Here is a 24,171-nt window from a genome sequence, read left to right on the forward strand (position 1 = left end):
AATGCCGCATAGGGGTATAGCTCAGTTGGTAGAGCGACGGTCTCCAAAACCGTAGGTCGCGGGTTCGAACCCTGCTGCCCCTGCCATTTCATAACGGGTGCTCATGGCTTGACTATGGGCGCCCGTTTTCTATATGATAGTTTGGGCGGCAATCTGCCGCCTTGCCTTTTCGATGACGGCGCTGGCTTCGGTCCGGGCGACGTGGTTGAAAATGATAATTCCCTGCAGGATTTGTTGGCCGGGCAGGGGAGGATTGTCGTCGCACGATTGGATGGTGCGTCGAGCGATGTTCGCAAGGATCGGATCTCCGATAAGCCTGTATGGTATTCTTTTAACCTTTGGGCTTGTCTTTTTCGGGAATCGATTCTATGTAGCGTCAACAGACACGCGGCGCGTGGGGCTGAATTTTCAGCTTTGCGTGCCGTATACGCGTGACTTCGGGCTTTTGATTCGTTTCGACGGGCGAGGGTTTGGAGGTAGCGCCGGATCAATGACAGAGCGGCAGATGGCATCCAAGACGAATCCGATCACCTTTTTTCAGCAGGTTCGCGCCGAAACGGCGAAGGTGACCTGGCCTACCCGGCGTGAAACGGTCATCTCCACCATTATGGTGGTGATCATGGCGTTTCTGGCTGCTGCGTTCTTTTTTCTTGCCGACCAGCTTATGGCCTATGGCGTAGAATTTATTCTCGGCCTTGGTCGATAAGTTAGGATTGGGGAGTTTCTAGATGACGGCGCGCTGGTACATCGTTCACGCCTATTCCAATTTCGAAAAGAAGGTCGCCGAGGACATCGAGGCCAAGGCAAAGCAGAAGGGTCTGTCCGAGCTTATCGAGCAGATCGTCGTGCCGACCGAGAAGATCGTTGAAGTGCGTCGCGGCCGCAAGGTAGACGCAGAGCGCAAGTTCTTTCCGGGCTACGTGCTGGTGCGCGCAACCCTTACGGACGCCGTGTTCTCGCTGATCAAGAATACCCCGAAAGTCACTGGTTTCCTTGGCGATTCCAAGCCGGTTCCGGTTTCCCAGAAGGAAGTCGACCAGATTCTGAATCAGGTTCAGGATGGCGTGGAGCGTCCGAAGACTTCGGTATCCTTCGAGATTGGCGAAAACGTTCGCGTTTCCGATGGTCCGTTTGCTTCGTTCAACGGTATCGTTCAGGAAGTCGACGAAGAACGTGCGCGTCTCAAGGTCGAGGTTTCCATCTTCGGGCGCGCAACGCCTGTGGATCTGGAATACGGTCAGGTCGACAAGCTCTGATCGTTTGCCCGTGAAGGGCATTCACTCCGGACGGATCCCGGCTGGAGTGAAAAGGTGGAAGGGAAGGCGGCTTAGCCGGTCGCCGGTCTCCGGACCACCGAACTGCCCGCCAGTCGAACTGGCGTCAGTCGAGAGCCGGATTTTCCGGCATTAATCGAGAAAGCCGGATTTCCGGCAAAGTAAAAAAGGCAGAAAGCAATGGCTAAGAAAATTGCAGGCCAGCTGAAGCTCCAGGTAGCGGCAGGTGCGGCCAATCCGTCGCCCCCGATCGGTCCGGCCCTGGGTCAGCGCGGCATCAACATCATGGAATTCTGCAAGGCGTTCAACGCTGCCTCGCAGGAAATGGAAAAGGGTTCTCCGATTCCGGTCGTGATCACCTATTACCAGGACAAGTCTTTCACTTTTGTGATGAAGACCCCTCCGGTGACCTACTTCCTCAAGAAGGCCGCCAACCTCAAGTCCGGTTCGAAGACCCCGGGCAAGGCAAGCGCCGGCACGATCACCCGCGACAAGGTTCGCACGATCGCTGAAGCGAAGATGAAGGATCTGAACGCCGCTGACATCGAAGCAGCGATGCGCATGATCGAAGGTTCTGCCCGTTCGATGGGCCTGGAAGTGGTGGGCTGAGACGATGGCGAAGATTTCCAAGCGCATTAACAAGATCCGTGAAGGCGTCGATCGCAACAAGCTGTACGATCTGTCGGCTGCTATCGGTCTCGTCAAGGAACGTGCTGTCGCCAAGTTCGATGAAACCATCGAAATCGCGATGAACCTCGGCGTCGATCCGCGTCACGCCGACCAGATGGTCCGCGGCGTCGTCAACCTGCCGAATGGCACGGGCCGCACGGTTCGCGTTGCTGTTTTCGCTCGCGGCGACAAGGCTGAAGAAGCCAAGAAGGCTGGTGCTGACATCGTTGGTGCGGAAGATCTGTTCGAAACCGTCAATGGCGGCAAGATCGAATTCGATCGCTGCATTGCAACCCCGGACATGATGCCGCTCGTCGGTCGTCTCGGTAAGGTTCTCGGCCCCCGTGGCATGATGCCGAACCCGAAGGTCGGCACCGTCACCACCGACGTTGCAGCCGCTGTTGCTGCTTCCAAGGGCGGTGCAGTCGAATTCCGCGTCGAGAAGGCTGGTATCATCCATGCCGGTATCGGCAAGGTTTCCTTCGACAATGCGAAGCTCGAAGAAAACATCAAGGCTTTCGCTGACGCCGTTATCAAGGCAAAGCCGTCGGCTGCCAAGGGTGAATATGTCAAGCGCGTGTCGATTTCCTCGACCATGGGCGTTGGCGTCAAGGTCGACCCGGCAACCGTCAAGGTCGTGGCTTGAGTTTTTCGGGCTCCGGTTCGCCGGGGCCTAAGCCTTTCCTGAAAGGGGAGGCGCAAGGCCGCCAGCCTGCCTCGAGGGGCGAAAGGCAAGAATTCCGGATCGCAAGATCCGGATAGCCGGATGAAAATCCGGTTATCCTGTCCGAGATTGCAGGCGGATAATCACTGTTAAAGTGATTGCCTTAAAAACAAAGCCTGCATGAGACGTGGAATAACCCTGTTTCGCACGAATGTGCATGCAAGGTTTGAACCGTAGTTGCCTTTGGGTGAAGCCTGCTTGCAGGTGGAGCTGAAGGGGACAGGATCCTCGAACGTCGGGCTGACTGTGAAGTTTGTCCGGCAAAGGCAACCCGGCAGGGCATGTGTTGTCCTGTCAACTGGAGAGAGACAGTGGATAGAGCGGAAAAGCGCGAATTTGTCGCGTGGCTGAACGGCGCTTTCAAAGAGTCCGGTTCGGTCGTCGTGGCCCACTATACCGGTCTCACCGTTGCGCAGATGAGCGATCTTCGCTCGAAGATGCGTGATGCAGGTGGGTCCGTTAAAGTCGCGAAAAACCGCCTTGCCAAAATCGCTCTTCAGGGCACGGAATCGGAAGGTATTGCTGACCTGTTTACGGGTCAGACGGTCGTTGCTTACGCAAACGATCCGATCGCCGCTCCGAAAGTAGCCGTCGAATTCGCCAAGGCTAACGACAAGCTCGTTATCCTCGGCGGTGCAATGGGTGCAACGACGCTTAACGCCGATGGCGTCAAGTCGCTTGCTTCGCTCCCGTCGCTCGACGAACTGCGCGCAAAGCTGGTTGGTATGATCCAGACCCCGGCCCAGCGTCTTGCAGTACTTACCAGCGCTCCGGCGGGCCAGATCGCCCGCGTTATCGGCGCGCACGCCCGGAAGAACGAGGCGGCTTAAGGCCGTTTCTCGCTGTCAACAGTTCAAACCTTTATAATAGGAAGTACAAAAATGGCTGATCTCGCAAAGATCGTTGAAGACCTTTCGGCCCTGACCGTTCTGGAAGCCGCTGAGCTGTCCAAGCTTCTCGAAGAGAAGTGGGGCGTTTCGGCTGCTGCTCCGGTCGCTGTTGCTGCTGCTGGTGGCGCTGCCCCTGCTGCTGCTGCAGAAGAAAAGACCGAATTCGACGTCGTTCTCGCTGACGGCGGCGCTAACAAGATCAACGTGATCAAGGAAGTGCGCGCAATCACCGGTCTCGGCCTCAAGGAAGCCAAGGACCTGGTCGAAGGCGCTCCGAAGGCTGTCAAGGAAGGCGCTTCGAAGGACGAAGCTGAGAAGATCAAGGCACAGCTCGAAGCTGCTGGCGCCAAGGTCGAACTCAAGTAAGTTCGGACTATTCTGGCGGATGGTTATCCATCCGCCAGTTCCGCCGGACTTCCGGTGGATCGGATGACTGGAACCCTTTTCCTGAGCGCCGGAACGGCTTTCAGGAAACGGGTTTTAGCCCGTTAGAAGGACCGCTGAAAGGCGGCGATGATAAAGGCCGCAAGGCGTGAGCAAGCCGCAAGGCTATAGAACGAGGAGCGACGATGGCTCAGACCCATTCTTTCAATGGTCGCAAGCGCGTACGCAAATTTTTCGGCAAGATCCCAGAGGTCGCCGAGATGCCGAACCTTATTGAGGTTCAGAAGGCATCTTACGACCAGTTCCTTATGGTTGAAGAACCATCCGGCGGGCGTCCTGACGAGGGTTTGCAGGCGGTTTTCAAGTCTGTTTTCCCAATTCAGGATTTCTCCGGCGCTTCAATGCTCGAATTCGTTCGCTACGAGTTCGATGCACCAAAATTCGACGTTGACGAATGCCGTCAGCGCGATCTGACGTATTCGGCGCCACTCAAGGTGACGCTGCGTCTCATCGTGTTCGATATTGACGAAGATACCGGCGCGAAGTCGATCAAGGACATCAAGGAGCAGGATGTCTACATGGGCGACATGCCGCTCATGACCGACAACGGCACCTTTATCGTCAACGGCACCGAGCGCGTGATCGTTTCGCAGATGCACCGCTCGCCGGGCGTCTTCTTCGATCATGACAAGGGCAAGACCCATTCGTCGGGCAAGCTCCTGTTCGCGGCTCGCGTCATTCCTTATCGCGGTTCCTGGCTCGATATCGAATTCGATTCCAAGGACATCGTCTACGCGCGTATCGACCGCCGCCGCAAGCTGCCTGCCACCACGCTGCTGATGGCGCTTGGCATGGACGGCGAAGACATTCTGTCGACGTTCTACAAGACCGTCACCTATACGCGCGACGGCGACAACTGGCGCATCCCGTATTCGGCTGACCGCTTCAAGGGCATGAAGATCATTTCCGATCTCATCGATGCGGACACCGGTGAAGTCGTTCTCGAAGCTGGCAAGAAGCTGACCGCACGCTCGGCCAAGCAGCTTGCCGAAAAGGGCCTCAAGGCCATCAAGGCGACGGAAGACGACCTGTTCGGTTCGTATCTTGCGGAAGACGTCGTCAATTACGCAACCGGCGAGATCTATCTCGAAGCCGGTGACGAAATCGACGAGAAGGTTCTCAAGACGCTGCTTGACACCGGCGAGACGGAAATCAAGGTTCTCGATATCGACCATGTCAATATCGGCGCCTATATCCGCAATACGCTGGCAGTCGACAAGAACGAAAGCCGTCAGGAAGCGCTGTTCGACATCTATCGCGTCATGCGTCCGGGCGAACCGCCCACGATGGATTCCGCCGAAGCGATGTTCAACTCGCTGTTCTTCGATGCAGAGCGTTACGACCTTTCGGCCGTCGGTCGCGTCAAGATGAACATGCGTCTCGACCTCGACGCGGAAGACACCGTGCGCGTGCTGCGCAAGGAAGACATCCTGGCCGTGGTCAAGATGCTGGTGGAACTGCGCGATGGCCGCGGCGAAATCGACGACATCGACAATCTCGGCAACCGCCGCGTGCGTTCGGTCGGCGAACTGATGGAAAATCAGTACCGCGTCGGTCTGCTCCGCATGGAGCGCGCGATCAAGGAACGCATGTCCTCGATCGAAATCGACACGGTCATGCCGCAGGACCTGATCAACGCGAAGCCGGCTGCCGCAGCCGTTCGCGAGTTCTTCGGTTCCTCGCAGCTGTCGCAGTTCATGGACCAGACCAACCCGCTTTCGGAAATCACCCACAAGCGCCGTCTGTCGGCACTTGGACCGGGCGGTCTGACCCGCGAACGCGCCGGCTTCGAAGTCCGCGACGTGCATCCGACCCACTATGGCCGTATCTGCCCGATTGAAACGCCGGAAGGCCCGAATATCGGTCTGATCAACTCGCTCGCAACCTTTGCCCGCGTCAACAAGTACGGCTTTATTGAAAGCCCGTACCGCAAGGTGATCGACGGCAAGGTAACGAACGAGGTCGTCTATCTGTCGGCCATGGAAGAAGCCAAGCACTCGGTGGCACAGGCTAACGTTGAGCTGGACGAGCAGGGCGGTTTCGTCGACGAATTCGTCATCTGCCGTCATGCAGGCGAAGTGATGATGGCTCCGCGTGAAAACGTGGACCTGATGGACGTCTCGCCGAAACAGCTCGTTTCGGTTGCAGCGGCTCTGATCCCGTTCCTGGAAAACGACGACGCCAACCGCGCGCTCATGGGCTCGAACATGCAGCGTCAGGCTGTGCCGCTCGTCCGCGCCGAAGCGCCGTTCGTCGGCACCGGCATGGAGCCGATCGTTGCTCGCGACTCCGGTGCAGCAATCGCTGCCCGCCGCGGCGGTGTGGTCGATCAGGTCGATGCGACCCGTATCGTTATCCGCGCCACGGAAGATCTCGATCCGTCCAAGTCGGGCGTCGATATCTATCGTCTGCAGAAGTTCCAGCGTTCGAACCAGTCGACCTGCATCAACCAGCGTCCGCTCGTTCGCGTTGGCGACCGCATCGGCAAGGGCGACATCATTGCTGACGGTCCGTCCACGGATCTGGGCGATCTGGCTCTTGGCCGCAACGTGCTCGTCGCGTTCATGCCGTGGAACGGCTACAACTACGAAGACTCGATCCTGCTTTCCGAGAAGATCGTTTCGGAAGACGTGTTCACCTCGATCCATATCGAGGAATTCGAAGTTGCCGCCCGCGACACCAAGCTTGGACCTGAGGAAATCACCCGCGATATTCCGAACGTTTCGGAAGAAGCGCTGAAGAACCTCGACGAAGCCGGTATCGTCTACATCGGTGCGGAAGTGCATCCTGGCGACATTCTCGTCGGCAAGATCACGCCGAAGGGCGAAAGCCCGATGACGCCGGAAGAAAAGCTTCTGCGCGCTATCTTCGGTGAAAAGGCATCGGACGTTCGTGACACCTCCATGCGTATGCCGCCCGGAACCTACGGTACGGTTGTGGAAGTTCGCGTTTTCAATCGCCACGGCGTTGAAAAGGACGAACGCGCCATGGCTATCGAGCGCGAGGAAATCGAGCGTCTTGCCAAGGACCGTGACGACGAACAGGCGATCCTGGATCGCAACGTCTATGGCCGTCTCGCCGACATGATCGACGGTAAGGTCGCCGCTGCCGGGCCGAAGGGCTTCAAGAAGGGCACGACGATCAGCCGCGATCTCATGACGGAGTATCCGCGGTCGCAATGGTGGCAGTTTGCCGTTGAAGACGAAAAGCTTCAGGGCGAGCTGGAAGCTCTGCGCAGCCAGTATGACGACTCCAAGAAGCTGCTCGAAGCACGCTTCATGGACAAGGTCGAAAAGGTCCAGCGTGGCGACGAGATGCCTCCGGGCGTCATGAAGATGGTCAAGGTCTTTGTCGCTGTGAAGCGCAAGATCCAGCCAGGCGACAAGATGGCTGGCCGTCACGGCAACAAGGGTGTGGTTTCGCGCATTCTGCCGGTGGAAGACATGCCGTTCCTGGAAGACGGTACGCATGCCGACATCGTGTTGAACCCGCTTGGCGTTCCAAGCCGAATGAATGTGGGCCAGATTCTGGAAACCCACCTTGGCTGGGCATGTGCCGGCATGGGCAAGAAGATCGGTGAGCTCATCGACGTTTATCGCAAGACGGCCAATATTCAGCCGCTGCGTGAAACGCTGGAGCACATCTATCCGGACAACGACCGCAACGAACCGGTCCGGTCTTATGACGACGATTCCGTCCTCATGCTGGCCAACCAGGTGAAGCGCGGCGTGTCGATCGCAACGCCGGTCTTCGACGGTGCGGTTGAAGCCGACATCAATGCGATGCTGACGGATGCCGGACTTGCAACGTCTGGTCAGTCGACGCTTTACGATGGCCGTACGGGTGAGCCGTTCGACCGTCAGGTGACCATGGGCTACATCTATATGCTGAAGCTCCACCACCTGGTCGACGACAAGATCCACGCGCGTTCGATCGGACCTTACTCGCTCGTCACGCAGCAGCCTCTGGGCGGCAAGGCCCAGTTCGGCGGCCAGCGCTTCGGCGAAATGGAGGTCTGGGCACTGGAAGCATACGGTGCAGCATACACGCTGCAGGAAATGCTTACCGTCAAGTCGGACGACGTTGCAGGCCGTACCAAGGTCTACGAAGCCATCGTGCGCGGCGACGACACGTTCGAGGCAGGCATTCCGGAGAGCTTCAACGTTCTCGTCAAGGAAATGCGCTCGCTCGGCCTCAATGTCGAACTCGACGACACGCGTGACGCTGAACAGCCGGCCCTGCCGGACGCGGCGGAATAAACTTCAAGGCGCGCCATGGTATTGCCGTGGCGCGCCGGTAAACTCGTTTTCGATGACGGCGGGTTTTTTCCGCAAGAGGAAACGAGACTACGGCAAGCCAGTTCATAACTGCGTAGCACCGCGATTTCTTTTCAGGATGGCAAGGATTTTCAGCTTGTCATCGACGACACAGGGCGACGGATCGCCCTCAAGGAGAACGGCATGAACCAAGAGGTCATGAATCTTTTCAATCCTCAGGCTCCGGCACAGACGTTCGATTCCATCAGAATCTCGATTGCCAGCCCTGAGAAGATTCTGTCCTGGTCATACGGCGAGATCAAGAAGCCGGAGACGATCAACTACCGTACGTTCAAGCCTGAACGCGATGGTCTCTTCTGCGCGCGCATCTTTGGCCCGATCAAGGACTATGAATGCTTGTGCGGCAAGTACAAGCGCATGAAATACAAGGGCATCATCTGCGAAAAGTGCGGCGTGGAAGTCACGCTCTCGCGCGTTCGCCGCGAGCGCATGGGCCACATCGAACTCGCAGCCCCGGTTGCCCACATCTGGTTCCTGAAGTCGCTGCCGAGCCGTATCGGTACGCTGCTGGACATGACGCTCAAGGATATCGAGCGCGTCCTGTACTTCGAGAACTACATTGTTACCGAGCCGGGCCTGACCTCGCTGAAGGAGCATCAGCTTCTTTCGGAAGAGGAATATATGATTGCCGTCGATGAATTCGGCGAAGATCAGTTCACGGCCCTCATTGGCGCGGAAGCTATCTATGAGCTTCTGGCTTCGATGGAACTCGAAAAGATCGCCGCCGATCTGCGCGTCGAGCTTGCCGAGACCACCTCGGACCTGAAGCAGAAGAAGCTGATGAAGCGTCTGAAGATAGTCGAAAATTTCCTGGAGTCGGGAAACCGTCCGGAATGGATGATCATGAAGATCGTTCCGGTCATTCCGCCGGACCTGCGTCCGCTCGTGCCGCTGGATGGTGGCCGCTTCGCGACGTCGGATCTGAACGATCTCTATCGCCGCGTCATCAACCGTAACAACCGTCTGAAGCGCCTGATCGAACTGCGCGCACCGGGCATCATCATTCGCAACGAAAAGCGCATGCTGCAGGAAGCTGTGGACGCGCTGTTCGACAACGGCCGTCGTGGCCGCGTCATCACCGGCGCCAACAAGCGTCCGCTGAAGTCGCTCTCCGACATGCTCAAGGGCAAGCAGGGCCGCTTCCGCCAGAACCTGCTCGGCAAGCGCGTCGACTATTCAGGCCGTTCGGTTATCGTGACCGGTCCGGAACTGAAGCTGCACCAGTGCGGCCTGCCGAAGAAGATGGCGCTCGAACTGTTCAAGCCGTTCATTTATGCGCGCCTTGACGCGAAGGGTTATTCCTCGACCGTCAAGCAGGCAAAGAAGCTGGTTGAAAAGGAACGTCCGGAAGTCTGGGATATCCTTGATGAAGTGATCCGCGAGCATCCGGTTCTCCTGAACCGCGCGCCGACGCTGCACCGTCTCGGTATTCAGGCATTCGAACCCACCCTGATCGAAGGCAAGGCAATCCAGCTGCATCCGCTCGTCTGCACGGCGTTCAACGCCGACTTCGACGGTGACCAGATGGCTGTTCACGTTCCGCTGTCGCTTGAAGCCCAGCTTGAAGCCCGCGTGCTGATGATGTCGACCAACAACATCCTGCATCCGGCCAACGGCGCACCGATCATCGTTCCGTCGCAGGACATGGTTCTCGGCCTCTATTATCTGTCCATCGTGGCGGAGAAGGAGCCGGGCGAGGGCATGGTGTTCGCCGATATGGGCGAGCTGCAGCATGCGCTTGAAAATAAGGTCGTCACGCTGCACACCAAGATCAAGGGCCGCTTCAAGACGGTCGACGCCGAAGGCAAGCCAGTGTCGAAGATCTACGACACGACGCCTGGCCGCATGATCATTGGCGAGCTGCTGCCGAAGAACGTCAATGTGCCGTTCGACATCTGCAATCAGGAGATGACCAAGAAGAACATCTCCAAGATGATCGACCACGTCTACCGCCATTGCGGTCAGAAAGAGACGGTTATCTTCTGCGATCGCATCATGCAGCTCGGCTTTGCCCATGCATGCCGTGCAGGTATTTCCTTCGGCAAGGATGACATGGTCATTCCGGACACGAAGGCGAAGATCGTTGCCGACACCGAAGCGCTGACGACCGAATACGAACAGCAGTACAATGACGGCCTGATCACTCAGGGCGAAAAGTACAACAAGGTCGTTGACGCCTGGGGCAAGGCTACCGACAAGATCACCGAAGAGATGATGGCGCGCCTGAAGGCCGTCGAATTTGATCCGGTGACCGGTCGCCAGAAGCAGATGAACTCGGTCTACATGATGTCGCATTCCGGTGCCCGCGGTTCGGTCAACCAGATGCGTCAGCTTGGCGGCATGCGCGGCCTCATGGCCAAGCCGTCGGGTGAAATCATCGAAACCCCGATCATCTCGAACTTCAAGGAAGGCCTGACCGTTAACGAGTACTTCAACTCGACCCACGGTGCCCGTAAGGGTCTGGCAGACACCGCCTTGAAGACGGCAAACTCGGGCTACCTGACCCGCCGTCTCGTTGACGTTGCACAGGATGCGATCATTTCGGAAGTCGATTGCGGCGCCGAAGTCGGTCTCACCATGCAGCCGATCGTCGATGCCGGCCAGATCGTTGCCTCGATCGGCCAGCGCGTTCTGGGCCGTACGGCTCTCGATCCGATCCTGCATCCGGCAACCGGCGAAGTTATCGTCGAAGCTGGCCGCATGATTGAGGAGAAGGACGTCGAGATCATCGAAAAGGCTGGTATCCAGTCGATCCGCATCCGTTCGGCCCTGACCTGCGAAACCCGCAATGGCGTTTGCGCCAAGTGCTATGGTCGCGACCTCGCACGCGGTACTCCGGTCAACCAGGGCGAAGCGGTCGGCGTTATCGCTGCACAGTCGATCGGCGAGCCGGGCACCCAGCTCACCATGCGTACCTTCCACTTGGGCGGGACAGCACAGGTTGTCGACAGTTCGTATCTCGAAGCTTCGTATGAAGGCACCGTCAAGCTGCGTAACCGCAACGTGGTTCGCAACTCTGATGGCAACCTCGTGGTGATGGGCCGTAACATGGCTGTCCTGATCCTCGACGCAACGGGCAAGGAACGTGCGGTCCATCGCGTGACCTACGGTTCGCGTCTGTTCGTGGACGAGGGCGATACGGTCAAGCGCGGTCAGCGCATTGCCGAGTGGGACCCGTATACCCGTCCGATCATGACCGAAGTCGAGGGCTACGTTGAGTTCGAAGATCTTGTCGATGGTCTGTCGGTTTCGGAAACGGCTGACGAGTCGACCGGTATCACGAAGCGCGTCGTCATCGACTGGCGTTCGACGCCGCGCGGTTCGGACCTCAAGCCTGCCATGGTCATCAAGGACAAGGCCGGCAAGATCCTGAAACTGTCGAAGGGCGGCGAAGCCCGCTTCCTGCTCTCTGTGGAATCGATCTTGTCGGTCGAGCCCGGCGCGCATGTGAAGGCTGGTGACGTTATTGCCCGTCTGCCGATGGAAAGCGCCAAGACCAAGGACATTACCGGTGGTCTGCCGCGCGTGGCCGAACTGTTCGAAGCACGTCGTCCGAAGGACCATGCCATTATCGCCGAGATCGATGGTACCGTCCGCTTCGGCCGCGACTACAAGAACAAGCGCCGCATCATCATCGAGCCGAACGACGACACGATCGAGCCGGTCGAGTATCTCATTCCGAAGGGCAAGCCGTTCCATCTTCAGGACGGCGACGTCATCGAAAAGGGTGAGTACATCCTCGACGGCAACCCGGCGCCGCATGACATTCTGGCGATCAAGGGCGTCGAAGCTCTGGCTTCGTACCTCGTGAATGAAATCCAGGAAGTCTATCGCTTGCAGGGCGTTTTGATCAACGACAAGCACATCGAAGTGATTGTCCGTCAGATGCTGCAGAAGGTGGAAATCACGGAATCCGGCGATACCGGCTACATTCCGGGCGACCACGTCGACCGCATCGAGCTGGAAGAGATCAACGAGCGTCTTATCGAAGAAGGCAAGAAGCCGGGCTCTGGCAATCCTGTTCTTCTCGGTATCACCAAGGCTTCGCTGCAGACGCCTTCGTTCATCTCGGCTGCGTCGTTCCAGGAAACGACCCGCGTTCTCACCGAGGCTGCGGTGGCAGGCAAGATGGACACGCTGCAGGGTCTCAAGGAAAACGTCATCGTTGGCCGCCTCATCCCGGCTGGTACTGGCGGCATGACCAACCAGATCCGCCGCATCGCAACCGCTCGCGACGATCTGATCATCGACGAGCGCCGCAAGTCTTCCGGTTCTGCGGAAGCCAATGCGATGCTGGTGGACATGACCAACAACGCTGCCGAATAAAGATAGGCAGATGTGAAACTGAAAAAGGCCGCCCCGAAAGGCGGCCTTTTTCTTGAACGTCGATCTGGAAATGATCTGGATCGGAGCGGTCGGTGTCTAACGAACTGTGCCGAACCGCTCCTTACATTATTGATCGAGACGGGATATGCGCCAGCGCAGGAGGTCGGCTTTGCAGGCGCGTTCAAAATCTCCAGCACCGCTGCCGCCCATTGCGGCATCGGCGACACGACGACATTCGGCTTTTCTGAATAGTTCGAACTGACGTTCGGATGCCGCCAGCGATTTCAGTGCGGCTTCGCTCGCCGAAGAACCGGTATCCGTGATGTCCTTGCGAAGCTTTTTCAGCTTCGCCGCCAATTCACTTTTCGCCTGTTTTTCGAGCTTGTCCAGGCAAGGTGCGAGTTCGGTTCGCGGCTGCGAGCCGATCTGCGCGTTACATTGGGCGAGGGCCCCTTGTTCCTGTCCGACGCCTTGAGCGTGAGCTGGAAGGATAACAGAAGAAAGCAGAATACCGAGAAGCGCGGAGCCGAAGGCGGTTTTCATCATTATCTCCAAAAAATATCGGTTGTCGGAACCACTGTCGACAATGAGGTATGAAATTAAACGTATGAAAGTTCAGCAATTATCGAAGAGTATCATCAAATTCGAGCGGTTTGAGGGCAAGGGGTCTGGAAACAAACACTTCGCCAATAGCAGCGCCGAACAGCAAAACGGCCGGGCGGTTTGGGGCAGGGCAGCCAACAAGCTACTGCAATCTCGGGGCCTGACAGAAAAAACGCGGGGTGGTGGCCCCGCGTTCGCTTTTATTCTTCGTCTTCATCACCGTCGAATTCGATCAGCGCGACTTCGCCACTCAGCGCCGTTGCCCAGGCGCTCTTGTGTGGTTCTTCTTCCGGCTCTTCGGTCAGTGTACCCATCTCCAGGAGTTCGGCTTCATGGTAGCCTTCTTCAGCGAGAATGCTGAGAACGGTCTGAACCAGATCTTCATTCTCGTCCGATTTCAAAAGCAGGTGCACTTCGACGGGGGATTCTTCGCCTTCGTTCCAGACATCAGCGATAACGAGATGGACGATCGGCGAATCGTCGCCCGCAGGTGTGGAATCATTTGTGGATGTGGAAGACATTGAGAAACCCTTAATATTCGGTTGCGTTTCGACTCGGATGTGCTTCAATAGCCTGACCTGAGCGGCTGCGCCATGCTTGCATAGGAAAATGACGGTTTTGATCGCGTAATATTAGCGAACCGGCGTCAAATGCGGCGCAATAACCTGTCCGGCTAGCGTCAAAACGCCGGTTTCAGGTCTTTCAGTGAAGAAACTTGGGCCGTTGCCCTTGACGAAACGTCGCTAAAGACGTATCAGCAGCCCATCTGAGCCGATGTGAGACAGGCTTTTTCGGGACGACGCGTCCTGAAGTTCATCTCAAACAGGGTTCGTTTTACGATCGAAATGCAACTTGCCGTTCGCATGAAGCGTCAGCTTCCTCTGCTTTTGTTCGGGGTGGCCACCGGTTGACGAGGGCTGACTCCGAATTCGTGCATGAGCATGCCGGTGAAACGGCCCTTTGGGGCGTGGATACGAGATTTTTTAAAGAGGAAGGTTGTATGCCAACCGTAAACCAGCTTATCCGCAAGCCGCGCATTGCGCCGGTAAAGCGTAATAAGGTTCCTGCACTGCAGGCAAACCCTCAGAAGCGCGGCGTTTGCACCCGCGTTTACACGACGACCCCAAAGAAGCCGAACTCGGCTCTGCGTAAGGTTGCCAAGGTTCGTCTGACGAACGGCTTCGAAGTCATCGGTTATATCCCTGGTGAAGGGCATAACCTGCAGGAGCATTCCGTCGTCATGATCCGCGGCGGTCGTGTAAAGGACTTGCCGGGTGTGCGTTACCACATCATCCGCGGCGTTCTCGACACCCAGGGCGTCAAGAACCGCAAGCAGCGCCGTTCCAAGTACGGTGCAAAGCGTCCGAAGTAAGATTTTCCGGGGATACCGGCCGCCGGAAGGCGAGCTGAGCCCGATGTAATTGAAAGAAGAGACGAAATGTCCAGACGCCATAAGGCTGAGAAGCGTGAGATCAATCCGGATCCGAAGTTCGGCGATCTCGTTATCACGAAGTTCATGAATGCAGTCATGCTTCATGGCAAGAAGTCGGTTGCCGAAAGCATCGTTTACGGTGCGCTCGATGCAATCGAAGCCAAGGCAAAGTCCGAGCCGGTCGCGCTGTTCCATCAGGCGCTCGACAACGTAGCTCCGCACATCGAAGTCCGTTCGCGCCGCGTTGGTGGTGCAACCTATCAGGTTCCGGTCGATGTGCGTCCAGAACGCCGCCAGGCACTTGCCATCCGTTGGCTCATCAATGCTGCTCGTGGCCGCAACGAGACGACGATGATCGATCGTCTTTCCGGTGAGCTGCTTGATGCTGCCAACAACCGTGGTTCTGCTGTGAAGAAGCGTGAAGACACGCATCGCATGGCTGAAGCCAACCGCGCCTTCTCGCATTACCGCTGGTAATCGTCGAAACCTATTCAAAGAGCGACTATCATGGCCCGCGAATATAAAATCGAAGACTACCGCAATTTCGGTATCATGGCTCACATCGACGCCGGCAAGACGACGATGACCGAGCGCATTCTGTTCTACACCGGCAAGAACCACAAGATCGGCGAAACCCACGATGGTGCGTCGACCATGGACTGGATGGAGCAGGAGCAGGAACGCGGTATCACGATCACTTCCGCTGCTACGACTACGTTCTGGCAGGGCCGTGACGGTAAGAAGCGCCGCTTCAACATCATCGACACGCCCGGTCACGTTGACTTCACGATTGAAGTTGAGCGTAGCCTGCGCGTTCTCGACGGCGCAATCGCGCTGCTCGACGCCAATGCTGGCGTTGAGCCTCAGACCGAAACCGTGTGGCGTCAGGCTGAAAAGTACCACGTCCCGCGCATGGTCTTCGTCAACAAGATGGACAAGATCGGTGCCGATTTCTACCGTTGCGTGGAAATGGTTGGCTCGCGTCTTGGCGCAGTCGCACTCCCGGTTCAGCTGCCGATCGGCGCTGAAAACGAGTTCGAAGGCGTCATCGATCTGATCGAAATGAAGGCCCTGACCTGGGACGGCACAATCGGCGCGGCTGCGACGGTTGGTGAAGTTCCTGCCCATCTGAAGGACAAGGCTGAAGAATACCGCGAAAAGCTCATCGAGCTGGCCGTGGAAATCGATGAAGCTGCAATGGAAGCTTACCTCGAAGGTACCATGCCCACGAATGACGAGCTGCGCGCTCTGATCCGTAAGGGTACCATCGACGTCAAGTTCCATCCGATCCTTTGCGGTACCGCGTTCAAGAACCGTGGCGTTCAGCCGCTTCTCGACGCTGTTGTGGAATTCCTTCCTGCTCCGACCGACGTGCCTGCCATCAAGGGCATTGATGTCAAGACGGAAGCTGAAACCACCCGTGAATCTTCGGATGAAGCACCGCTTTCGATGCTCGCATTCAAGATCATGAACGATCCGTTCGTTGGTTCGCTGACCTTCGCCCGCATCTATTCGGGCAAGCTGACCAAGGGCGTTTCGCTCGAAAACACCGTCAAGGGCAAGCGTGAGCGTATCGGCCGTATGCTGCAGATGCACTCCAACAGCCGTGAAGACATCGAAGAAGCCTTCGCAGGCGACATCGTTGCTCTGGCTGGCCTCAAGGAAACCACGACTGGCGATACGCTTTGCGATCCGCTGAAGCCGGTTATCCTCGAGCGCATGGAATTCCCGGATCCGGTTATCGAAATCGCTATCGAGCCGAAGACCAAGGCCGACCAGGAAAAGATGGGCATCGCGCTCAATCGTCTGGCTGCTGAAGATCCTTCTTTCCGTGTCAAGTCGGATGAAGAGTCCGGGCAGACCATCATCGCCGGCATGGGCGAACTTCACCTCGACATTCTCGTCGATCGCATGAAGCGCGAATTCAAGGTTGAAGCCAACGTCGGTGCTCCGCAGGTTGCTTACCGTGAATCGATCACCCGTCAGGCTGAAGTCGATTACACCCACAAGAAGCAGTCGGGTGGTTCGGGTCAGTTCGCTCGCGTGAAGATCATCTTCGAACCGCATGACGGCGACGATTTCATCTTCGAATCGAAGATTGTCGGCGGCTCGGTTCCGAAGGAATACATTCCGGGTGTCCAGAAGGGTATCGAAAGCGTCATGGGTGCAGGCCCACTGGCTGGCTTCCCGATGCTCGGCGTGAAGGCCACTCTGATCGACGGCGCGTACCATGACGTTGACTCGTCTGTTCTCGCCTTCGAAATCGCGTCCCGTGCAGCGTTCCGTGAAGGTGCGCAGAAGGCTGGCGCTCAGCTCCTCGAACCGATCATGAAGGTCGAGGTTGTCACGCCGGAAGATTACGTTGGTGACGTTATCGGCGATCTGAATTCGCGTCGCGGTCAGATTTCCGGCACCGAAGCCCGCGGCATCGCCACGGTCGTCAATGCGATGGTTCCGCTGGCCAACATGTTTGGCTACGTAAACAGCTTGCGTTCGATGTCCCAGGGCCGTGCACAGTACACGATGCAGTTCGACCATTATGAGCCGGTTCCGACGGCGGTCGCACAGGAAATCCAGAAGAAGTTTGCGTGATCTAAGGGTCACGCTCCCAATTAAAAGAATGCCTGAGCAGGCTAAATTTACGGAGAGCTCAAATGGCAAAGAGTAAGTTTGAACGTACGAAGCCCCACGTTAACATCGGCACGATTGGTCACGTTGACCATGGCAAGACGTCGCTGACGGCAGCGATCACCAAGTTCTTTGGTGAGTTCAAGGCATATGACCAGATCGACGCGGCTCCTGAAGAGCGCGCCCGCGGCATCACGATCTCGACGGCGCACGTCGAGTACGAAACCGCAAACCGTCACTATGCCCACGTCGACTGCCCCGGCCACGCCGACTATGTGAAGAACATGATCACCGGCGCTGCCCAGATGGACGGCGCGATCCTGGTGGTTTCGGCTGCTGACGGCCCGATGCCGCAGACCCGCGAGCACATCCTGCTCGCCCGTCAGGTTGGCGTTCCGGCAATCGTCGTGTTCCTCAACAAGTGCGACCAGGTTGACGACGCAGAACTGCTCGAACTGGTTGAACTGGAAGTTCGCGAACTTCTGTCGAAGTACGAATTCCCTGGCGACGAAATCCCGATCATCAAGGGCTCGGCTCTTGCTGCTTTGGAAGATTCCTCGAAGGAACTGGGCGAAGACGCCGTTCGCTCGCTGATGGCTGCGGTTGACGACTACATTCCGACCCCGGAACGTCCGATCGACCAGCCGTTCCTGATGCCGATCGAAGACGTGTTCTCGATCTCGGGCCGCGGTACGGTTGTGACGGGTCGCGTTGAGCGCGGTATCGTCAAGGTTGGTGAAGAAGTTGAAATCGTCGGCATCAAGGCGACGACGAAGACGACGGTTACCGGCGTTGAAATGTTCCGCAAGCTGCTCGACCAGGGGCAGGCTGGCGACAACATCGGCGCGCTGATCCGCGGCGTTGGCCGTGAAGACGTTGAGCGCGGCCAGGTTCTCTGCAAGCCGGGTTCGGTGAAGCCGCACACCAAGTTCAAGGCAGAAGCCTATATTCTGACCAAGGATGAAGGTGGCCGTCATACGCCGTTCTTCACGAACTACCGTCCGCAGTTCTACTTCCGCACGACGGACGTGACGGGCGTTGTCACGCTGCCGGCCGGCACGGAAATGGTCATGCCTGGCGATAACGTCGCCATGGACGTGCAGCTGATCGTGCCGATCGCCATGGAAGAGAAGCTCCGCTTCGCTATCCGTGAAGGCGGCCGCACCGTCGGTGCAGGCATCGTCTCCTCGATCATCGAGTAATGAAGGTTTGTGCAGGAACGCTCGCTCTGGAGCGAGCGTTTCCGCGTAACAAGGAACAGATGAAATGAACGGTCAAAACATCCGCATTCGCCTGAAGGCGTTTGATCATCGGATCCTTGACGCTTCGACGCGGGAAATCGTGTCGACTGCCAAGCGTACCGGTGCAAATGTGCGCGGACCGATCCCGCTTCCAACACGGATCGAGAAGTTCACGGTTAACCGGTCGCCGCACATCGACAAGAAGAGCCGCGAGCAGTTCGAGATGCGCACGCACAAGCGTCTTCTCGATATCGTTGACCCGACCCCGCAGACGGTGGACGCGCTGATGAAGCTCGATCTGTCCGCTGGTGTCGATGTCGAGATCAAGCTTTAATCGGCTTGAGGACGGAAGGAACGAACCCGATGCGTTCAGGTGTTATTGCACAGAAGCTGGGCATGACCCGCGTCTATAACGACGCCGGCGAGCATGTGCCGGTGACGGTTCTCCGCATGGAGAACTGCCACGTGGTAGCTCAGCGTACAGTTGAAAAGAACGGTTACACGGCTGTTCAGCTTGGCGTTGGTATCGCCAAGGTAAAGAACACGTCCAAGGCTATGCGCGGTCATTTCGCGAAGGCCGAGGTCGAGCCGAAGGCGAAGCTCGCGGAATTCCGCGTTTCGCCGGATAACCTCCTCGAAGTCGGCGCTGAAATCACCGCCGAACACTTCGTCGCCGGCCAGAAGGTCGACGTGACGGGTACTTCGATCGGTAAGGGCTTTGCCGGTGTTATGAAGCGTCATAACTTCGGTGGCCATCGTGCTTCGCACGGTAACTCCATTACTCACCGCGCTCACGGCTCGACCGGTCAGCGTCAGGACCCGGGTAAGGTGTTCAAGGGCAAGAAGATGGCTGGTCACATGGGCCAGACCCGCGTAACCACGCAGAATATTGAAGTTGTCTCGACGGACAGCGATCGCGGCCTGATCCTGGTTCGCGGTGCGGTTCCGGGCTCCAAGGGTGCCTGGATTCTCGTGCGCGACGCGGTAAAGGTCTCGCTGCCTGAGAACGCGCCAAAGCCGGCCGCTCTGCGTGCAGGTGCCGCGAAGGCCGAAGCTGCCGCGACTGAGGGAGCCGAATAATGGATCTCACGATTACCACTCTTGAAGGCAAGGATGCCGGCAAGGTCAAGCTGAACGAAGAAATCTTCGGCCTCGACCCGCGTGACGACATTCTTCAGCGCGTCGTGCGCTGGCAGCTGGCTCGCCGCCAGCAGGGCTCCCATAAGGCTCAGGGCCGTGGCGACGTAAGCCGCACCGGCGCCAAGATGTACAAGCAGAAGGGTACGGGCCGCGCTCGTCACCATTCGGCTCGCGCACCGCAGTTCCGCGGCGGTGGTCAGGCTCACGGACCGGTTGTCCGTTCGCACGATCACGATCTGCCGAAGAAGGTTCGCGCTCTTGGCCTGCGTCATGCCCTGTCTGCAAAGGCAAAGGCATCTGACCTGATCATCATCGATGATCTGGCTGCAACGGAAGCCAAGACGAAGCAGCTTGTTTCGCAGTTCGCCAAGCTCGGTCTTGAAAATGCACTCCTCATCGGCGGTGCAGAGATCGACGTGAACTTCCAGCGCGCGGCTTCGAACATCCCGAACATCGACGTTCTGCCAGTGCAGGGCATCAATGTTTACGACATCCTTCGCCGCGGCAAGCTCGTTCTTTCCAAGGCGGCTGTCGAAGCCCTCGAGGAGCGTTTCAAATGACTGATCTTCGCCATTACGACGTGATCGTCAGCCCGGTTATCACCGAGAAGTCCACCATGGTTTCCGAACACAACCAGGTCGTCTTCAACGTAGCCCGCAAGGCAACGAAGCCGGAAATCAAGGCTGCAGTCGAAGCGCTGTTCGGCGTCAAGGTTACCGCAGTCAACACTGCAGTGCGCAAGGGTAAGGTCAAGCGTTTCCGCGGCCTTATCGGGCGCCAGAGCGACGTCAAGAAAGCGATCGTTACTTTGGCCGAAGGCCAGAGCATCGACGTTTCGACCGGTCTCTGAGAGGCCATGGAGTAAGAGACAATGGCACTCAAGCATTTTAATCCGATCACGCCAGGCCAGCGTCAGCTGGTCATCGTGGACCGTTCGGAACTCTACAAGGGCAAGCCGGTCAAGTCCCTGACCGAAGGTCTGTCCAAGAAGGGTGGCCGCAACAACACCGGTCGTATCACTGTCCGCTTTCAGGGCGGCGGTCACAAGCGTTCGTACCGTTTCATCGACTTCAAGCGCCGCAAGCTTGACGTCGTCGGCACCGTGGAACGCCTGGAATACGATCCGAACCGCACCGCGTTCATCGCGCTGATCCGTTATGAAGACGGTGAACTGGCCTACATCCTGGCTCCGCAGCGTCTGGCTGTCGGCGACAAGGTCGTTGCAGGCAACTCCGTCGACGTGAAGCCGGGCAACGCAATGCCGCTCGCTTCGATGCCGGTTGGCACGATCATCCACAACGTCGAGCTGAAGCCGGGCAAGGGCGGTCAGATCGCTCGTTCGGCTGGCACCTACGCGCAGCTCGTCGGCCGCGATCAGGGCATGGCTATTCTGCGCCTCAACTCGGGTGAACAGCGTCTGGTTCCAGGTGCCTGCTTCGCTTCGGTCGGTGCAGTGTCCAACCCGGACCACGGCAACATCAACGACGGCAAGGCCGGTCGTTCGGTATGGCGTGGCAAGCGTCCGCACGTTCGCGGCGTTGCAATGAACCCGGTCGATCACCCGCATGGTGGTGGTGAAGGTCGTACCTCGGGTGGTCGTCACCCTGTCACTCCGTGGGGCAAGCCTACGAAGGGCAAGAAGACGCGCTCGAACAAGGCGACCGACAAGTTCATCATGCGTTCGCGCCATCAGCGCAAGAAGTAAGAGAGGTAGTCTGAAGTGGCTCGTTCAGTTTGGAAAGGTCCGTTTGTCGACGGCTATCTTCTCAAGAAGGCTGAGAAGGTACGCGAAGGCGGTCGTAATGAAGTTATCAAGATGTGGAGCCGCCGCTCCACCATCCTGCCGCAGTTTGTCGGCCTGACTTTCGGCGTCTACAACGGCAACAAGCATGTGCCGGTGTCGGTTTCGGAAGAAATGGTCGGACACAAGTTCGGTGAATTCGCGCCTACGCGTACCTATTACGGTCACGGCGCGGACAAGAAGTCGAAGAGGAAGTAACGATGGGCAAGGCTAAAGCTCCCCGTCAGCTCAAGGACAACGAAGCGCAAGCCGTTGCCCGCACGCTGCGCGTCAGCCCGCAGAAGCTGAACCTTGTTGCGAGCATGATCCGCGGCAAGAAGGTGAATGCGGCACTTGCCGATCTGACGTTCTCGCGCAAGCGGATCGCCGATACGGTCAAGAAGACGCTTCAGTCCGCAATTGCGAACGCTGAAAACAACCATGACCTCGACGTCGATGCTCTGATCGTCGCCGAAGCTTATGTCGGCAAGTCGATCGTCATGAAGCGCTTCCACGTCCGTGGGCGTGGCCGTGCAAGCCGGATCGAGAAGCCGTTTTCGCATCTCACCATTGTTGTCCGCGAAGTCGCGGAAAAAGGGGAGGCCGCATAATGGGTCAGAAGATTAATCCGATCGGTCTTCGTCTCGGCATCAACCGCACCTGGGATTCGCGTTGGTACGCGAATACCGGTGAGTACGGCAAGCTGCTGCATGAAGATGTCAAGATCCGCGAATTCCTCACCGAGGAACTCAAGCAGGCTGCGATCTCTAAGATCGTGATTGAGCGTCCGCACAAGAAGTGCCGCGTGACGATCCATTCGGCTCGTCCGGGCATCATCATCGGCAAGAAGGGTGCAGACATCGAAAAGCTCCGCAAGAAGCTTTCCGAGATGACCAATGCCGACACGTCGCTCAACATCGTTGAAGTTCGCAAGCCGGAAATCGACGCTACGCTGATCGCCCAATCGATCGCTCAGCAGCTCGAACGCCGTGTGGCATTCCGTCGCGCCATGAAGCGTGCCGTTCAGTCGGCAATGCGTCTTGGAGCCGAAGGTATCCGTATCAACTGCTCGGGTCGTCTGGGTGGCGCGGAAATCGCTCGCATGGAATGGTACCGTGAAGGTCGCGTTCCGCTTCACACGCTTCGCGCCGATATTGACTACGGCACGGCAGAAGCGAAGACCGCTTATGGTATCTGCGGCGTGAAGGTCTGGGTCTTCAAGGGCGAGATCCTTGAACACGATCCGATGGCTTCCGAGCGTCGTGCGGTCGAGGGTGACAATCAGGGTTCCTCGTCGAACCGCCGCCGCGAAAACGCTTAAAAAGCGGGCCGCGGGCGAGAAATTTGGAGTAGAGAACAATGATGCAGCCTAAGCGCACCAAGTTCCGCAAGCAGTTCAAGGGCCGTATCCACGGCAACTCGAAAGGCGGCACGGATCTGAATTTCGGTGCATTCGGTTTGAAGGCGGTTGAGCCGGAACGCGTCACTGCACGTCAGATCGAAGCGGCCCGCCGCGCGATCACCCGTCACATGAAGCGTGCCGGTCGCGTGTGGATCCGCATCTTCCCTGACCTGCCGGTAACTTCGAAGCCAACCGAAGTCCGTATGGGTAAAGGTAAGGGTTCGGTTGACTACTGGGCGTGCCGTGTGGCACCAGGTCGCGTGATGTTTGAGCTTGACGGCGTACCCGAAGATGTGGCACGCGAAGCCCTCAGACTCGGCGCCGCAAAGTTGCCGATCAAGACGCGCTTTATCCAGCGCATTGCTGAATAAGAGAGAGGCAACTATGAAAGCCGCAGACGTTCGGGCGAAGAGCCTCGATCAACTGAATGACGAGCTGGGCACCCTGAAGAAAGAGCAGTTCAACCTGCGCTTTCAGAAGGCAACCGGCCAGCTCGAAAAAACCGCGCGCGTGAAGCAGGTTCGCCGCGACATCGCGCGTATCAAGACTATTGCCCGCCAGAAGGCGGCCGCAAGCAAGGCATAAGGAAGAATATAATGCCTAAACGCGTTCTGCAGGGCGTTGTCGTCAGCGACAAGAATGACAAGACTGTTGTGGTCAAGGTTGAGCGCCGCTATTCGCATCCGCTCCTCCAGAAGACCGTGCGTCAGTCTAAGAAGTACAAGGCGCATGACGAAAACAACCAGTTCAAGGTCGGCGATTTCGTTTCCATCCAGGAATCGGCTCCGATCTCGAAGGACAAACGCTGGGTCGTTCTGACGAACGAAGCAGCAGGCTAAATTATAAACACGCAGCTTAGGTAGGGCAGGAGCCCTTAACCAGCTGAGAGGAAAGAAGGCGGCCAGTCATGATTCAGATGCAAACAAACCTCGACGTGGCGGATAATTCCGGCGCACGTCGTGTCATGTGCATCAAGGTGCTGGGCGGCTCGAAGCGGCGTTATGCTTCTGTTGGCGACATCATTGTGGTGTCGATCAAGGAAGCTATTCCGCGCGGCCGCGTCAAAAAGGGTGACGTGATGAAGGCGGTTGTTGTACGCACCGCCAAGGACATCCGTCGTCCGGACGGCAGCGTTATTCGTTTCGATAACAATGCAGCTGTTCTCATCGATAACAAGAAAGAGCCAATCGGCACGCGTATCTTCGGACCGGTTCCGCGCGAACTCCGCGCAAAGAACCACATGAAGATCATCTCGCTGGCTCCGGAAGTTCTGTAAGGAAG

General features: G+C 57.6%; 26 protein-coding genes and 1 tRNA gene. 25 read left to right on the top strand and 2 right to left on the bottom strand.

Features of this window, described 5'->3' with window-relative positions:
• Positions 1-10 precede the first annotated feature (10 nt).
• The 9 genes from F9K78_RS04580 to rpoC all read left to right on the top strand — a co-directional run bounded on the left by F9K78_RS04580 (position 11) and on the right by rpoC (position 12,664).
• A tRNA-Trp gene (locus tag F9K78_RS04580) sits at positions 11-86 on the top strand.
• A gap of 419 nt (positions 87-505) precedes the next feature.
• A complete protein-coding gene (gene secE / locus F9K78_RS04585; protein ID WP_002964376.1) occupies positions 506-706 on the top strand; it encodes a preprotein translocase subunit SecE in 201 nt (66 codons plus the stop codon).
• A 22-nt stretch (positions 707-728) separates the two neighbouring features.
• Positions 729-1,256, top strand: coding sequence for a transcription termination/antitermination protein NusG (gene nusG / locus F9K78_RS04590; protein WP_006467043.1), 528 nt, complete (start codon positions 729-731; stop codon positions 1,254-1,256).
• 198 nt (positions 1,257-1,454) lie between these two features.
• A complete protein-coding gene (rplK, locus tag F9K78_RS04595; protein ID WP_006467042.1) occupies positions 1,455-1,883 on the top strand; it encodes a 50S ribosomal protein L11 in 429 nt (142 codons plus the stop codon).
• A 4-nt stretch (positions 1,884-1,887) separates the two neighbouring features.
• Positions 1,888-2,589, top strand: coding sequence for a 50S ribosomal protein L1 (gene rplA, locus F9K78_RS04600; protein WP_121983932.1), 702 nt, complete (start codon positions 1,888-1,890; stop codon positions 2,587-2,589).
• A 389-nt stretch (positions 2,590-2,978) separates the two neighbouring features.
• The gene (rplJ, locus tag F9K78_RS04605; RefSeq protein ID WP_119042063.1) at positions 2,979-3,497 is read left to right on the top strand and encodes a 50S ribosomal protein L10; all 519 of its coding nucleotides are present in this window, start codon (positions 2,979-2,981) and stop codon (positions 3,495-3,497) included.
• Between the two features lie 51 nt (positions 3,498-3,548).
• Positions 3,549-3,923: a 50S ribosomal protein L7/L12 gene (gene rplL / locus F9K78_RS04610; protein ID WP_006467038.1), complete on the top strand. Its 375-nt coding sequence runs from the start codon at positions 3,549-3,551 to the stop codon at positions 3,921-3,923.
• Positions 3,924-4,126: 203 nt separating this feature from the next.
• Entirely contained in the window at positions 4,127-8,260 is a 4,134-nt protein-coding gene (gene rpoB / locus F9K78_RS04615; RefSeq protein ID WP_121987116.1) for a DNA-directed RNA polymerase subunit beta, read from the top strand.
• Positions 8,261-8,461: 201 nt separating this feature from the next.
• Entirely contained in the window at positions 8,462-12,664 is a 4,203-nt protein-coding gene (rpoC, locus tag F9K78_RS04620) for a DNA-directed RNA polymerase subunit beta' (RefSeq protein ID WP_121983934.1), read from the top strand.
• A 126-nt stretch (positions 12,665-12,790) separates the two neighbouring features.
• Here rpoC and umoC read toward each other — a convergent pair whose 3' ends face one another.
• Together umoC and F9K78_RS04630 are read right to left on the bottom strand one after the other, a co-directional pair.
• Positions 12,791-13,207 carry a lysozyme inhibitor LprI family protein gene (gene umoC / locus F9K78_RS04625; RefSeq protein ID WP_167518108.1) on the bottom strand — a complete coding sequence of 139 codons (417 nt, stop codon included), beginning with the start codon at positions 13,205-13,207 and terminating at the stop codon, positions 12,791-12,793.
• Positions 13,208-13,467: 260 nt separating this feature from the next.
• Entirely contained in the window at positions 13,468-13,788 is a 321-nt protein-coding gene (locus tag F9K78_RS04630; protein ID WP_121983936.1) for a hypothetical protein, read from the bottom strand.
• A gap of 479 nt (positions 13,789-14,267) precedes the next feature.
• On the opposite strand from F9K78_RS04630, the gene rpsL reads away from it, so the two are divergent.
• From rpsL to rplN, 16 genes are all read left to right on the top strand, one after another.
• Positions 14,268-14,639 (top strand): 30S ribosomal protein S12, encoded by a 372-nt coding sequence (gene rpsL, locus F9K78_RS04635; protein WP_006471111.1) that lies wholly within the window; start codon positions 14,268-14,270, stop codon positions 14,637-14,639.
• A gap of 66 nt (positions 14,640-14,705) precedes the next feature.
• A complete protein-coding gene (gene rpsG, locus F9K78_RS04640) occupies positions 14,706-15,176 on the top strand; it encodes a 30S ribosomal protein S7 (protein WP_006467033.1) in 471 nt (156 codons plus the stop codon).
• A gap of 30 nt (positions 15,177-15,206) precedes the next feature.
• The gene (gene fusA / locus F9K78_RS04645) at positions 15,207-17,291 is read left to right on the top strand and encodes an elongation factor G (protein WP_121983937.1); all 2,085 of its coding nucleotides are present in this window, start codon (positions 15,207-15,209) and stop codon (positions 17,289-17,291) included.
• Positions 17,292-17,353: 62 nt separating this feature from the next.
• Positions 17,354-18,529 carry an elongation factor Tu gene (gene tuf / locus F9K78_RS04650; RefSeq protein WP_151682093.1) on the top strand — a complete coding sequence of 392 codons (1,176 nt, stop codon included), beginning with the start codon at positions 17,354-17,356 and terminating at the stop codon, positions 18,527-18,529.
• 64 nt (positions 18,530-18,593) lie between these two features.
• On the top strand, positions 18,594-18,902 hold the full coding sequence (rpsJ, locus tag F9K78_RS04655) for a 30S ribosomal protein S10 (protein ID WP_002964363.1): 309 nt from the start codon (positions 18,594-18,596) through the stop codon (positions 18,900-18,902).
• Positions 18,903-18,931: 29 nt separating this feature from the next.
• The gene (gene rplC / locus F9K78_RS04660) at positions 18,932-19,648 is read left to right on the top strand and encodes a 50S ribosomal protein L3 (protein ID WP_121983763.1); all 717 of its coding nucleotides are present in this window, start codon (positions 18,932-18,934) and stop codon (positions 19,646-19,648) included.
• Complete coding sequence (gene rplD, locus F9K78_RS04665) at positions 19,648-20,268, top strand: 50S ribosomal protein L4 (RefSeq protein ID WP_109987721.1); 621 nt, start codon at positions 19,648-19,650, stop codon at positions 20,266-20,268. Before rplC ends, rplD begins: the two co-directional genes overlap by 1 nt.
• On the top strand, positions 20,265-20,558 hold the full coding sequence (locus F9K78_RS04670) for a 50S ribosomal protein L23 (protein ID WP_006467028.1): 294 nt from the start codon (positions 20,265-20,267) through the stop codon (positions 20,556-20,558). Before rplD ends, F9K78_RS04670 begins: the two co-directional genes overlap by 4 nt.
• 21 nt (positions 20,559-20,579) lie before the next feature.
• A complete protein-coding gene (gene rplB / locus F9K78_RS04675) occupies positions 20,580-21,413 on the top strand; it encodes a 50S ribosomal protein L2 (protein WP_121983764.1) in 834 nt (277 codons plus the stop codon).
• A gap of 15 nt (positions 21,414-21,428) precedes the next feature.
• Positions 21,429-21,707 (top strand): 30S ribosomal protein S19, encoded by a 279-nt coding sequence (rpsS, locus tag F9K78_RS04680; protein WP_006467026.1) that lies wholly within the window; start codon positions 21,429-21,431, stop codon positions 21,705-21,707.
• 2 nt (positions 21,708-21,709) lie between these two features.
• A complete protein-coding gene (gene rplV / locus F9K78_RS04685; protein ID WP_006467025.1) occupies positions 21,710-22,099 on the top strand; it encodes a 50S ribosomal protein L22 in 390 nt (129 codons plus the stop codon).
• Positions 22,099-22,809 (top strand): 30S ribosomal protein S3, encoded by a 711-nt coding sequence (gene rpsC, locus F9K78_RS04690; RefSeq protein WP_006467024.1) that lies wholly within the window; start codon positions 22,099-22,101, stop codon positions 22,807-22,809. The genes rplV and rpsC overlap by 1 nt, the downstream gene beginning before the upstream one ends.
• A gap of 38 nt (positions 22,810-22,847) precedes the next feature.
• Positions 22,848-23,261: a 50S ribosomal protein L16 gene (gene rplP / locus F9K78_RS04695; RefSeq protein ID WP_006467023.1), complete on the top strand. Its 414-nt coding sequence runs from the start codon at positions 22,848-22,850 to the stop codon at positions 23,259-23,261.
• Positions 23,262-23,274: 13 nt separating this feature from the next.
• The gene (rpmC, locus tag F9K78_RS04700) at positions 23,275-23,475 is read left to right on the top strand and encodes a 50S ribosomal protein L29 (protein ID WP_006467022.1); all 201 of its coding nucleotides are present in this window, start codon (positions 23,275-23,277) and stop codon (positions 23,473-23,475) included.
• A gap of 11 nt (positions 23,476-23,486) precedes the next feature.
• A complete protein-coding gene (gene rpsQ, locus F9K78_RS04705; RefSeq protein ID WP_006467021.1) occupies positions 23,487-23,729 on the top strand; it encodes a 30S ribosomal protein S17 in 243 nt (80 codons plus the stop codon).
• 68 nt (positions 23,730-23,797) lie between these two features.
• Positions 23,798-24,166 (top strand): 50S ribosomal protein L14, encoded by a 369-nt coding sequence (gene rplN, locus F9K78_RS04710; RefSeq protein WP_004683923.1) that lies wholly within the window; start codon positions 23,798-23,800, stop codon positions 24,164-24,166.
• Positions 24,167-24,171: the final 5 nt, after the last annotated feature.

This window comes from Brucella pseudintermedia, assembly GCF_008932435.1.
In the GTDB taxonomy this organism is placed as follows: domain Bacteria; phylum Pseudomonadota; class Alphaproteobacteria; order Rhizobiales; family Rhizobiaceae; genus Brucella; species Brucella pseudintermedia.